This is a genomic window from Pseudomonas sediminis (assembly GCF_039555755.1).
Taxonomy (GTDB): domain Bacteria; phylum Pseudomonadota; class Gammaproteobacteria; order Pseudomonadales; family Pseudomonadaceae; genus Aquipseudomonas; species Aquipseudomonas mendocina_D.
The window spans coordinates 2601112-2613152 of the sequence record NZ_CP154631.1 but is presented as its reverse complement, the minus strand read 5'-3'; the positions used below and the strand labels follow the sequence as shown (position 1 = coordinate 2613152).

Genomic DNA, 12041 nt, shown 5'->3' with positions numbered 1-12041 from the left:
GCGCCCAACTCAGCATGAAGGCCATTTATCAGGCTCATGACCGACCCTCATATGCCTGAATGCGACCTTTGCGGTAGAATCCGCCGCCTATTTCTTCCGCCCAACTGGTTTTCAGGGGATTGCCATGTTCAGCCGTGATTTGAACCTCGCTCGTTATGACGCCGAACTCTTTGCCGCGATGGAGCAAGAAGCTCAGCGCCAAGAAGAGCACATCGAGCTGATCGCCTCGGAAAACTACACCAGCCCGGCGGTGATGGAAGCCCAGGGCAGCGTGCTGACCAACAAGTACGCTGAAGGCTATCCGGGCAAGCGTTACTACGGTGGTTGCGAGTACGTCGACGTGGTCGAGCAACTCGCCATCGACCGCGCCAAGGAACTGTTCGGCGCCGACTACGCCAACGTCCAACCTCACTCCGGCAGCCAGGCCAACAGCGCTGTATACATGGCCCTGCTCAACGCCGGCGATACCGTACTGGGCATGAGCCTGGCCCACGGCGGCCACCTGACCCACGGTGCCAGCGTCAGCTTCTCCGGCAAGATCTACAACGCCGTGCAGTACGGCATCAATGATCAAGGCCTGATCGACTACGACGAAGTCGAGCGCCTGGCCGTCGAGCACAAGCCGAAGATGATCATCGCCGGCTTCAGCGCCTACTCGCAGGTGCTGGACTTCCCGCGTTTCCGCGCCATCGCTGACAAGGTCGGCGCCTACCTGTTCGTCGACATGGCTCACGTGGCCGGTCTGGTCGCCGCCGGTCTGTACCCGAACCCGGTGCCGTTCGCCGACGTCGTTACCACCACCACGCACAAGACCCTGCGCGGCCCGCGCGGCGGCCTGATCCTGGCGCGCAAGAACGAAGAGCTGGAGAAGAAGTTCAACTCCGCGGTATTCCCGGGCGGCCAGGGCGGCCCGCTGGAGCACGTCATCGCCGCCAAGGCCGTATGCTTCAAGGAAGCGCTGCAGCCTGAGTTCAAGGCCTACCAGGCGCAGGTGATCAAGAACGCCCAGACCATGGCCCAGGTGTTCATCGACAATGGCTACGACGTGGTTTCCGGTGGCACCGAGAACCACCTGTTCCTGCTCTCGCTGATCAAGCAGGACATCACCGGTAAGGATGCCGACGCAGCCCTCGGCCGCGCCTTCATCACCGTCAACAAGAACAGCGTGCCGAACGATCCGCGTTCGCCGTTCGTCACCTCCGGCCTGCGTATCGGTACCCCTGCTGTCACCACTCGCGGCTTCAAGGAAGACGAGTGCCGCCAACTGGCGGGCTGGATCTGCGAAGTACTGGCCAACATCGGCAACGATGAAGTCGAAGGCCGCGTGCGTGAGCAGGTCAAAGCCCTGTGCGCCCAGTTCCCGGTATACGGCAACTAAGGCTCAGCGTGAAACGAAGAAGCCCGCCGATCGCGGGCTTCTTTTTTGCCTGGGATTTGCCTCAGGCCGGTTGTTTCACATAGCGCGCCAGTTGCGCATCACGACTCATCACATCGAGGGTAGCGGCCAGCACCTGCTCGCTGGTGGCGTCGGCTTGGCTGAAGATGCTGCCGAAGTTGTCGTGGGTGACCTTGGCGAAGTGCGCACGATCCTTGGCCTCAACACCCAGCAAGGTGGCGTAGGCGTCCAGCGCTTCACCCTGGCCGATGGCCATGTCTTCGGCGATGGAATCGAGCATACCGTTCATCGCCAGCATGGAGCGGCCGTTGTAGCCCAGCGCGCCACTGGTATCGCAACCATTGGTGCCTGAGGTCATACCGAAGGTGGCATTACCGAAGGTGCCGTTGGTGGTGGTGGCCAGAAAATGCGGGGCTATGCCGCGCTGCCCTTCGAACAACATGTTGCCCCAGCCGCAGCCATTGCCACCCGCAGCGTCGGCAAATGCGCCAACACTGGCCATGCTCAACAGGCCGAAGACCAAACCTTTGCCTAGCAGTCGCTTGCTCATGTCTATCGCTCCGCATTATCGAGTAATGAAAACCACACAAGGAGCTTTGGTGAGACTTAGCCACCTGTCAAACTGATGTGCCTCAGCGGTACCCTGCGACACAGCGGCAAAGCACGGGGCCGCCAGCCTTGGCTATAGTGATGTAAATCCTTCAGGAGTATGGGCATGAGTGAATCAGCCAACGAGCGTCGGCGCTTTCAGCGCATCGCCTTCGACGCCCCCACCGTCATCGCTCAAGGTGAGCGGCAATGGTCGGCAGCTCTGCACGATGTTTCACTCAAGGGCCTGCTGATCAAGACCCCGCGTGACTGGAACGGTGACCCGAACCAGCCCTTCGAAGCCCTTATCGAACTGGGAGACGAAGCCAAGGTAAAGATGGAAGTGGTGCTGACGCGCACCCAGCCGCAGTCCCTCGGCTTCGTCTGCCGCCATATCGATCTGGACTCCATCAGCCACCTACGCCGCCTGGTCGAGCTCAACCTTGGCGATGAACAGCTTCTGGAACGCGAACTGGCAGCGCTGGGCGAAGACGACTAGTGGTCAGTGGCGCAGGCAGGCAGCCTCTGCCTGCTCACGGCGCTGGCGACGCGCCTGAATACGCTGCGCCTCACGACGTGCATCGCGCGACTCGACTGCTTTGGCGTCGAAGTTGAAAGCCCGGGAAAAGAAATCGAAGAACAGGAACATGATGGCATCTCCTTCAGTGGATACGCCTTCATGCTGCGCGCCGATAGCCTGCTACCTATTGATCTCGGTCAGTTTTCGCCCCGCCCCACTCGCGGCAGAACGCCGCATGCGTGGATCGCGGCTGTAGCCCCTCCCACAGCGGACTCCTGACGCCTGCGGGAAGGGCTTTAGCCAGGACTTGGCTTATTCGAATAGCGCATCCAGCGCCTGTTCCAATCGCGTGACAGCAACGATCTGCAGCCCAGGCGGCGCCTCCTTGGGCGCGTTGCCTTTGGGCACGATGGCACGTTTGAAGCCGTGCTTGGCCGCCTCTTTCAGGCGTTCCTGACCACTCGGCACCGGGCGGATCTCGCCAGACAGGCCGATCTCGCCGAACACCAGCAGGTCGTGCTGCAAAGGCCGGTTGCGCAAGCTGGAGATCACCGCCGCCATCAACGCCAGGTCAGACGCCGTTTCCAGCACCTTGACCCCACCAACCACGTTGAGAAACACGTCCTGGTCGTAGGTCGGGATGCCGCCATGGCGATGCAGCACCGCCAGGAGCATGGCCAGACGGTTCTGATCGAGGCCCAGGGTGACGCGGCGGGGGTTGCCCAGATGACTGGTGTCGACCAGCGCCTGCACCTCCACCAGCATCGGTCGCGAGCCTTCCCAGGTGGCCATTACCACACTGCCGGGCACTGCCTCCTGAGCGCGAGTGAGGAAGATCGCCGAGGGGTTGGAGACTTCCTTCAAGCCCTTGTCGGTCATGCCAAACACACCCAGCTCGTTGACCGCGCCGAAACGGTTCTTCACTGCTCGCAGCAGGCGCAGACGACCGTCGGACTCACCCTCGAAATACAGCACGGTATCGACCATGTGCTCTAGCACGCGCGGACCGGCCAGCGCGCCTTCCTTGGTCACGTGGCCGACGAGAAAGATCGCCGTACCACTCTGCTTGGCGAAACGCACCAGCAGCGCCGCACTCTCGCGCACCTGGGCGACACCGCCTGGCGCCGACTGCAACTGCTCGGTGAAGATGGTCTGGATCGAGTCGATCACCATCACCTTGGGTTTTTCCTGGCGCGCGGTGGCGATGATCGTCTCGATGCAGGTCTCGGTCATGACCTTGAGCTTGTCCTGCGGCAGGTCCAGCCGCCGTGCACGCATCGCCACCTGCTGCTGCGACTCCTCGCCAGTAACGTACAAGGCCGGGAAGCGCTGTGCGATGTTGCACAGGGTCTGCAGCAGGATGGTCGACTTGCCGATGCCTGGGTCACCACCGATCAGCACCACCGAGCCATCGACTAGGCCGCCGCCAAGTACACGATCGAGCTCGCCGGAAGCGGTGGAAAAACGCGGAATTTCCTCGACACTGACTTCAGCCAGGGTCTTGATATTGGCCTTGTCGCCGGCCCAGCCTGTGCGACCGCTGGGCGTAGCGCCCTCGACCACGGTTTCCACCAGGGTATTCCAGGCGCCGCACTCGCCACACTGCCCGGCCCACTTGGGAAAGGTGGCGCCACACTCGGTGCAGCCGTACATGCGTTTTGCCTTGGCCATGGGAAAATCGTCCTGCCTGTTGAGCGAAGGCTGGAACGATACCGAACTACTGGATAGATTTACAGACCACCGACACAGACCTTCACCAGGAAACACCATGCAGATCGAACTGCTACCCACCACCGCCGAGCAATTACCGCTGATCCGCAATCTTTATCAGTTCTACTCCTACGACAGCTCGGACTGGGAGCAGGAGGACGTCGAGGTCGATGGTCGTTTCTACATTCATGAAGAACACCTGCAGCGCTATTGGCAGGAGGCGGGCTGGAGCGCCAGCCTGATCCTGGCTGATGGGTTCATCGCCGGTTTTCTGCTGGTCGAGCGCAGCGAACTACCCGCCATCGATGCACCGGAATTCGCCGATTTGTTCATCCTCAAGCGCTACCGCCGACTGGGTATCGGTCGTGCACTGGTGCAGCAGGCGATGGGCGACGGCAGCACCTGGTTGTTGCGCTTCTACCGCCAGGACGAGGTGGCCCTGGCTTTCTGGCAACAGTTGATGAGCGAGTTGCCAAGACCGCCGAGGGCGGTCTGGACGGAAGATGAGGCAGACGGACTGCTGACCTATCTGATCAACCCGCCCGTGCATTGAAAGCGTTTGGCCGTAGGCGCCCGCTTGCGGGCGATCAACCTGCCACAAATATCTCCGGCAAGCCGGCTCCTACGCTCAACCCTTGCAACCGTTGCCACAGCCACAGCACTGCCCGGAGGCACGCTTGAGCTGACGAGCAAGTTCGTCTTTGAGCGCAACACGGTTGAGTTTCAACGCGCTGAGGGTGACGTCATCGAGCAACTCGATACCGTCTTCTATTCGGCAGATGCGCTTGTCCAGCGCTTCATACTCTTCAGCCTGGCGTGAGAACTGTTCATCGCTCTGGCGCAGGCGCTGCAGCTCGTTGCGCAGGTCGGGAAAGTCATGAACCAACGGATGGTGGTCGACGTGCATGATGAAGCCTCTGACAAGAAAGATGGCTCCAGCCTAGCGCTGCACGTCGACCGTTCATTTGATCCGGATCAAGCACTGCCCGCCTTACGCAGCAGATCGGCGATCTCGTCCTTCAGGCCCACACGCTGCAGCTTTAGCCCCTGCAACGTCAGGTCGTCGGCAGCTTCACGGCCGTCCTCTATTTCGTAGATGCGCTTGTCCAGCGCCTCATACTCGCCAGCCAGGCGAGGGAAGTGTGGGTCACTTTGCATCAGCTTGCGCATGGTATCGCCTTGCTGAGGGAATTCGCGGGTCAACGGGTGATGTTCAAGCGGCATGGAGGACCTCCCCAAAGAGTGTCCCTTTAGCCTAGTCGAAGCTGGGCCGCGTGCCGCCAAAGAGCGATCAGCAAGCCAGCCGTCAGTCGACGAGCACTGCCTGTGCCCGCACTCCGAAATGAAATGTTGCAGCTTTTCTGCTTTTCCTACCGCTCTTGCGCTAAATTCATCGGCCCTTGGCTACTTATCCCCCTACATGACACTCCTGATAGCGTTCGCTGTCCTCTCCATTCTGGTTTCGTTCATCTGCTCCATCCTCGAAGCCGCCCTGCTCTCCCTCACGCCCAGTTACATCGCTCAGCAGAAGGTCGAAAAACCTCAGCTGTACGAAAGGCTGAAAGAGCTCAAAGACAAGATCGACCAGCCGCTGGCGGCCATCCTGACTCTCAATACCGTGGCGCACACCGTTGGCGCGACCGGTGTCGGTGCGCAGGTGGCAATCGTCTTCGGCGACGGTTACCTGAGTATCGCCTCGGCGGTCATGACCCTGCTGATTCTGGTGCTCTCGGAGATTCTGCCGAAGACCATCGGCGCTCGTTACTGGCGCGCCCTGGCCCCCTTCCTGCCGAGCCTGCTGCGGGCGATGATCCTGCTGCTCAAGCCGTTCATCGTGCTATCTGACCTGATCATGCGCCTGTTTGGCGGCAAGGAGCCGGAGCACGACATTCGCCAGGAAATCAAAGCGCTGACCCTGCTCGGCCGCGAGGTGGGCAAACTCGACGAAGACGAGCATCGAGTGATCAGCAACATCCTCGACCTGCACGAGATTCGTCTGCGCGACATCATGACGCCACGCATCGTCTGCGAGTCGGCCGCACCGGATGAATCGATCGCCGCGTTCAAAACCCGTGCCCGCGAGAGCCAGTTCTCCCGCTACCCGGTGATCGGCGAGGATGAGTCGCCGCTGGGCGTGGTGTTCCGTTATGACGCCCTGGCCGCCGAGAACGACGCCGAACCGATCACCCAGATCATGAAGCCGCTCAAGGTCGTGTCGGAAAGCATGAACGTGGAAAACCTGATGACCCTGCTGATGCAGGAGCGTCAGCACATGTGCCTGGTGTATGACGAATTCGGTAGCTGGCGCGGCCTGGTGACGCTGGAAGACATCATGGAAACCATCATCGGCAAGCCGATCCTCGACGAGACCGACGACATCCCCAACATGCGCCGCTTCGCCAAGCGCCGCTGGGAGCACCGACTCAAGGCGATCCGCGAAGACTGATCACCAGTAGTTTTCGACTGCCACCTGACCCGGCCGCCGGGTCAGGCTCAGGTTCAGACCACGCGCCTTCAGGCGTTGACGAATGTCGTCGATCATCTGCGGGTTGCCGCAGATCATCACTCGCGAACGCTCAGGCGTCAGCTCAAGCCCGGCGGCCCGCTCCAGCTCGCCGCTGTCGAGCAGCTCGGTGATGCGCGAGCTCAGACAATCCGGCGCCTGCTCACGGGTGACCACCGGCAGGTAGGTGAGCCTGTCAGCGAACTCGGCCAGGTGCTCCAGCTTGGCAAGCCCCCGGATCAGCGACTGGTAAGCCAGCTCGGCAGAAGTTCTTGCGCTGTACACCAGCACGATGCGCGCGAAGCGCTGCCACACCTCGAAGTCCTGCAGGATCGACAGGAACGGTGCGATGCCGGTGCCACTACCCAGCAGCCAGAGGTCACGGCCGTCGACGAAGCGGTCCAGGGTCAGGTAGCCGGTCGCCATCTTCTCCACCAGCACGCTGTCGCCGACGCGCAGTCGACTCAGCTCACTGGTGAATTCGCCACCCGGCACCACGATGGAGAAGAACTCGAGAAACTCGTCATGTGGCGCGGACACCAGCGAATAGGCGCGCCAAACCACAGTGCCATCGGTTTTCTCCACGCCCAGGCGCACGAACTGCCCGGCGCGGAAACGAAAGCCCGGGTCACGGGTAGTGCGCAGGGTAAACAGACTCTGCGTCAAGGCGCGTACCTCGAGCAGCGTCTGACGGGTGAACTTGTCTTCGCTGACGGTCATAATCGCCCCCTTCATTGAATACCTGTCCAGTCTGGCGCAATCGGCCAGCGACAAACACCGAAGGTTTGCATGCCTACTCTCGAAACTCCCTTCGCCAGCCTAGAACTGCAGCGTCAACCGCACCAGGCGAACGAGCCGCTCCAAGCCTTCGACGCCGCCGACGAATACCTGCTCCATCATCTTCATGAGCATGGCATCGCACCAAGCAGCCGGGGGCTGCTGCTCAACGACAGCTTCGGCGCCCTCGCCTGCTCGCTGGCCGGACGCTGCCATGTGACCAGCAGCGGTGACTCGCACCTAGGCTTTCTCGCCTTGCAGAAGAACCTCGCCAGCAATGGCCTGAGTGGCGATACGGTGACCTTTCTGCCGAGCTGCGAAACGCCGCAAGGGCCGTTCGACTGGATACTGATCCGCGTGCCGAAGACCCTGGCGTTGCTCGAGGAGCAACTGATCCGTCTGCACGGCCAGTTGGCACCGAATGCTCGTGTGGTGGCTGGGGCAATGATCAAACACCTGCCGCGCGCCGCCGGTGATCTGCTGGAGCAATACATAGGCCCGGTGCAAGCCTCGCTAGCCGTGAAGAAAGCCCGGCTGCTCGTAGCCACGCCTGAAACCAAGGCGGCGCCGCACTCGCCCTACCCCACTCGCTACCACCTGGATAAACCGGCGCTGGAGTTGATCAACCACGCCAATGTGTTCTGCCGCGACGGTCTGGATATCGGTACACGCGCCTTTCTTCCGCATCTGCCACGCCACCTCGGCCGCGTCCGCGTCGCCGATCTGGGTTGTGGTAACGGCGTGCTCGGCATCGCCTATGCCCTGGGCAGCCCACAAGCGGAGCTGACGCTGGTGGACGAGTCGTACATGGCCGTGCAATCGGCGCAGGAGAACTGGCAGGCGGCACTTGGTGAGAGACCGGTAACCATACGCGCTGGCGATGGCCTGGCCGAGCAGCCGGCTGACTCGCTGGATATGGTGCTGTGCAATCCGCCCTTCCATCAGCAGCAGGTGGTCGGTGACTTCCTCGCCTGGCGTATGTTCCAGCAAGCCCGCGCGGCGCTGGTCGCTGGCGGTGAACTGTGGATAGTCGGCAACCGCCACCTGGGCTACCACGCCAAGCTGGCGCGGCTGTTCCGTGGCGTCGAGCAGGTGGCGGCCAATCCAAAGTTCGTGGTGCTCAAGGCGAGTAAGTGACCCGTTGATTGTAACGGCCGAAAAGTATCACTAAAGTGGCACTTTCATCTGCGCAGCGGGCACCGTCCATGAAAGTCGAGTTGGTCACCAACCTGAAGCGGCAAGCCACCAAGATTCTGGCCGACCTTCACGAGTCCAAAGAGCCCGTACTGATCACCGAGCATGGAATGCCCTCGGCTTATCTGGTGGATGTCGATGATTACCAGTTCATGCAGAAGCGTCTTGCCCTTCTAGATGCCCTGGCTCGCGGTGAACGTGCCGTTATCGAAGGCTGCACCGTGAACCATGAGCAGGCCAAGGAAAGGCTGAGCAAATGGCTGAAATAGTCTGGACGAACACTGCCATCGAGCAACTCGACGATCTAGCGCAATACATCGCCCTCGACAAACCAGATGCCGCGCGAGCGTTGGTCAGGAGGGCCGTTGAAACGGTTTCACGGCTAGCGGATTTCCCCCTGTCGGGCCGTGTTCCGGATGAGCTTCCGCACTCGGTGTACCGCGAAATCGTCGTCCCGCCCTGCCGAATTTTCTACCGCTATACAGACACAACGGTTTTCATCATTTACATCATGCGAGAGGAGCGCGTGCTACGCGCCCACATGCTCGAGTGATCGTCATAACGTCAGAGTAAACCGCGACAGCAGCGCGCCCGGCAAAGCCATCGAGCCGGTCTGCCTGGCGCCGTAGGTCCCGCCCGGCAGCAGCAGCTCCGGCTCGCGGGTCAGGGCTTCCAGCTGCAGGCCGAGGAAGTCGAACAGCGAATCGTCAAAACGCATGGTGTCGACTGGCGCCTGGATCTGCCCATCCTCGACCCAGAAGGTGGCGAAGCGGGTCATGCCAGTCAGGCGTGCCGCGGGCAGGTCGGAGAAATTGCCGTACCACAGGTTACCGATATACAGCCCGGTGCCAAGCCGTTGCAGCACGTCCTGCTCATCCAGCTCACCGCCATGCATCTGCAAGGACAGCGGGTATTCGCCGCTGCACGCGCCATTGGCGATCAGGCCATATTCCGCGGCACTGCGCGAGCTGACCAAGCGCTCGCCGGGTCGCCCCTGGCTGATCAGGCGCAACGGCCGACGCGGCCCTTCTGCGGTAAAGGCCGGCGCCAGGCCGCCTTCGATGCGCTCGTCCATGGTCACCAACGAGCTGAGTTCGGATTTACCGCTGAACAACCGCTGCAACGGGCTGCCACCCGACGCCAGCGCCTGGGCGCCGAAGCCCCAGCAGCACAGGCTGACCAGTTCTTCCAGCGCAGCCGGTGCCAGGTAGGCGCGATACCCCCCCGGCTGCAGCGCCTTCGCCGGCCGACCGAGAAATTCCAGCTGTTGTCGCGCGCGGTCCAGCTTGCGGGCGAACGCCTGGGCGTCCCACTGCTCACCGGCATAGGCGCTTTTCACTGCCTGACCGTTGCCGTGAAACAGGCTGAATTCGAAGTTGAAACTGCTCGCGGCGTACCAGCCGAATGCGCCCCAGGAACTGGCGAACCCCTGGTACTGCGGCCCCACGGCCAGAAAGCCGACCAGATCCAGAGCAGCAGCCGCAGCGACGATCTGCTGCGCCATGACCGCACTGTCGAGCGAACCTGCTTCACTCGCCACCTCGCTGCGCCAAGCCTCACGGTTCAAGCGCAGATAAGGGTCATCACTCAAGTTTGGCAGCACGCCTCGCAGGCGCTGCACTATCTGCTGCAGACGCGGCAGATCCTCGTCGAGCACACCGCTGAGTGCCAGTTTACTCTCGGCATGTCGCTGCCCCTGGTACAGAGACAGGGTGACGTAGACCTGCTGCACATCGCCGGCCTGGCGCACTTGCCCCTGATTGAACCGGATGAAGCTGGACACCTCGGCGCCATAGGCCAGGGTGAAACCCTCCTCGCCCACGACTTGCGCCTGCAGATGTTCGAGCAACGCGCTGAAATGCTGACGTGCATCCATCAGGCCGCCCCTCCGAAAACGTCGATATCGGCGAATACGCAGGCTGGCGTAGCGTGCCCCACGCGAATCACCTGGTTGGGCTCACCCTTGCCGCAATAGGGTGTGCCCATCACCTCGAAGGTGCTGGTATCCCCCACCGCGCGCAGATTGCGCCAGAACCGCGAACTGATGCCTCGGTAGTTAGGGTTCTTCACCACGCCCTTGAGCTCACCGTTTTCGATCAACTGGCCCCACTCGCAGCCGAACTGGAATTTGTTGCGCGCGTCGTCGATCGACCAGGAGCGGTTGTTACTCATCAGAATCCCGCGTTCGATACCGCCGATCAATTCGGCCAGTGGCTGATCGCCTGGCTCCAGATTGAGATTGGCCATACGGTCGATGGGCGGCCGGTTCCAGCTGCAGGCCCGGCTGTTGGCCACGCCTGGCAAGCCGCTGCGCCATTGCGACAGCGCGCCGCCGAGCGGACGCTGAAGGATGCCGTCTCGGATCAGTAGCTGCCGTTCGGCCGGCGTGCCGTCATCGTCATGGCGGTAGCTGGACAACTCTCCAGGCACATCCGGATCGAAGCTGACATTGAGCAGCGGCGAGCCATATTGGTAATGCCCGAAATCGCTCTGGCGGATAAAGCTGGTGCCGGCGAAATTGCGCTCGTCACCGAGAATGCGGTCCAGCTCCAGCGGATGGCCGATGGACTCGTGAATCTGCAGAATCATCTGGTCCGGCATCAACAGCAGGTCACGCGAACCGTTCGGGGTGTTCGGCGCCAGCAACAGTTGCAATGCTTCGTCGGCGATGCGCGCGGCGCTGCCGATCACCCCCAACTGCTGCAACACCTCGGCGCCGCCCTGGCGCGCCAGATGCGTGCCGCCGAAGCTGCGGCTCTGGCTGTCGTGTTCGTCGCTGGCGGTAACGCCCACCTGCGGGAACACATAGCGCTGGGCACGCCGCAGGCAGGCGCCCGCGCTGTTGAGAAATATCTGCTCATGGTAGGTGAACGTCAGCCCGACATGGCTATCGACCAGACGCGCATCCTGGGGAATCAATGCCGACTCTGCCATCAACAGTTCGAACCAGTGGGCAGCCCCCGCCAACGGCTGTTCGTAGCCTGGCATCACATCGTCGCTGTGCTCGGTGGGGTACGGCAGGCTGCCGAGATCCAGCAGGTTATGCCCAGCCAAGGTGCGTGCCATCTGCTCGGCGTGCTCCAGTGCAGCCTGCAAGCCAGCCTGACTGAGATCGCTGGTGGCCGCATAGGCTTCGACACCGGCGATACGCACTGTGAGCATGGCACCAGTATCGTCGACGAAGGAAGGCGCCTGCGCCACACGCCGCCGCACCCAGTAGGATTCCCTGCTCTCGCGCACATGGCGCAGCGACCAGTAGTCGGCAGTGGATTTCAGCGCGGCGAAGCGGCGTTGCAGGGTATCGCTGAGGGCGAACATCGAGCCTCCTTGGCGTGCGAACAAAGGAGGCCAGT

General features: G+C 61.8%; 15 protein-coding genes. 7 read left to right on the top strand and 8 right to left on the bottom strand.

The window, feature by feature from the left end:
* Positions 1-124 precede the first annotated feature (124 nt).
* Complete coding sequence (gene glyA / locus AAEQ75_RS12350; protein ID WP_179575536.1) at positions 125-1378, top strand: serine hydroxymethyltransferase; 1254 nt, start codon at positions 125-127, stop codon at positions 1376-1378.
* 61 nt (positions 1379-1439) lie between these two features.
* Here the strand turns inward: glyA and AAEQ75_RS12345 are convergent, their stop codons facing one another.
* Positions 1440-1946, bottom strand: coding sequence for a DUF3015 domain-containing protein (locus AAEQ75_RS12345; protein ID WP_343349072.1), 507 nt, complete (start codon positions 1944-1946; stop codon positions 1440-1442).
* 165 nt (positions 1947-2111) lie between these two features.
* Between AAEQ75_RS12345 and AAEQ75_RS12340 the strand changes: the two genes are divergently transcribed.
* A complete protein-coding gene (locus AAEQ75_RS12340; protein WP_099522584.1) occupies positions 2112-2483 on the top strand; it encodes a PilZ domain-containing protein in 372 nt (123 codons plus the stop codon).
* 3 nt (positions 2484-2486) lie between these two features.
* Here the strand turns inward: AAEQ75_RS12340 and AAEQ75_RS12335 are convergent, their stop codons facing one another.
* On the bottom strand, positions 2487-2633 hold the full coding sequence (locus AAEQ75_RS12335; RefSeq protein WP_179545810.1) for a hypothetical protein: 147 nt from the start codon (positions 2631-2633) through the stop codon (positions 2487-2489).
* Between the two features lie 183 nt (positions 2634-2816).
* Positions 2817-4175, bottom strand: coding sequence for a DNA repair protein RadA (gene radA, locus AAEQ75_RS12330; protein ID WP_179545811.1), 1359 nt, complete (start codon positions 4173-4175; stop codon positions 2817-2819).
* Positions 4176-4272: 97 nt separating this feature from the next.
* Between radA and AAEQ75_RS12325 the strand changes: the two genes are divergently transcribed.
* Positions 4273-4767, top strand: coding sequence for a GNAT family N-acetyltransferase (locus AAEQ75_RS12325; protein WP_343349067.1), 495 nt, complete (start codon positions 4273-4275; stop codon positions 4765-4767).
* 75 nt (positions 4768-4842) lie between these two features.
* Here the strand turns inward: AAEQ75_RS12325 and AAEQ75_RS12320 are convergent, their stop codons facing one another.
* Positions 4843-5121 (bottom strand): YdcH family protein, encoded by a 279-nt coding sequence (locus tag AAEQ75_RS12320; protein ID WP_256836203.1) that lies wholly within the window; start codon positions 5119-5121, stop codon positions 4843-4845.
* A 68-nt stretch (positions 5122-5189) separates the two neighbouring features.
* Positions 5190-5438, bottom strand: a complete 249-nt coding sequence (locus tag AAEQ75_RS12315) for a YdcH family protein (RefSeq protein WP_099522588.1) — start codon at positions 5436-5438, stop codon at positions 5190-5192.
* 196 nt (positions 5439-5634) lie between these two features.
* On the opposite strand from AAEQ75_RS12315, the gene AAEQ75_RS12310 reads away from it, so the two are divergent.
* Positions 5635-6660, top strand: a complete 1026-nt coding sequence (locus AAEQ75_RS12310) for a CNNM domain-containing protein (protein ID WP_343349063.1) — start codon at positions 5635-5637, stop codon at positions 6658-6660.
* On the opposite strand, the gene AAEQ75_RS12305 is transcribed toward AAEQ75_RS12310, so the two are convergent.
* Complete coding sequence (locus AAEQ75_RS12305; protein ID WP_343349061.1) at positions 6661-7437, bottom strand: ferredoxin--NADP reductase; 777 nt, start codon at positions 7435-7437, stop codon at positions 6661-6663.
* A 69-nt stretch (positions 7438-7506) separates the two neighbouring features.
* Here AAEQ75_RS12305 and AAEQ75_RS12300 point away from each other — a divergent pair, with 69 nt between their 5' ends.
* From AAEQ75_RS12300 to AAEQ75_RS12290, 3 genes are all read left to right on the top strand, one after another.
* Positions 7507-8631, top strand: a complete 1125-nt coding sequence (locus tag AAEQ75_RS12300) for a class I SAM-dependent methyltransferase (protein ID WP_343349059.1) — start codon at positions 7507-7509, stop codon at positions 8629-8631.
* 68 nt (positions 8632-8699) lie between these two features.
* Complete coding sequence (locus AAEQ75_RS12295) at positions 8700-8957, top strand: type II toxin-antitoxin system Phd/YefM family antitoxin (protein ID WP_179545815.1); 258 nt, start codon at positions 8700-8702, stop codon at positions 8955-8957.
* Positions 8945-9241: a type II toxin-antitoxin system RelE/ParE family toxin gene (locus tag AAEQ75_RS12290; protein WP_256836192.1), complete on the top strand. Its 297-nt coding sequence runs from the start codon at positions 8945-8947 to the stop codon at positions 9239-9241. The genes AAEQ75_RS12295 and AAEQ75_RS12290 overlap by 13 nt, the downstream gene beginning before the upstream one ends.
* Positions 9242-9244: 3 nt before the next feature.
* On the opposite strand, the gene AAEQ75_RS12285 is transcribed toward AAEQ75_RS12290, so the two are convergent.
* On the bottom strand, positions 9245-10564 hold the full coding sequence (locus AAEQ75_RS12285) for a TldD/PmbA family protein (protein WP_343349055.1): 1320 nt from the start codon (positions 10562-10564) through the stop codon (positions 9245-9247).
* A complete protein-coding gene (locus AAEQ75_RS12280) occupies positions 10564-12006 on the bottom strand; it encodes a TldD/PmbA family protein (protein WP_343349053.1) in 1443 nt (480 codons plus the stop codon). The genes AAEQ75_RS12285 and AAEQ75_RS12280 overlap by 1 nt, the downstream gene beginning before the upstream one ends.
* Positions 12007-12041 lie beyond the last annotated feature (35 nt).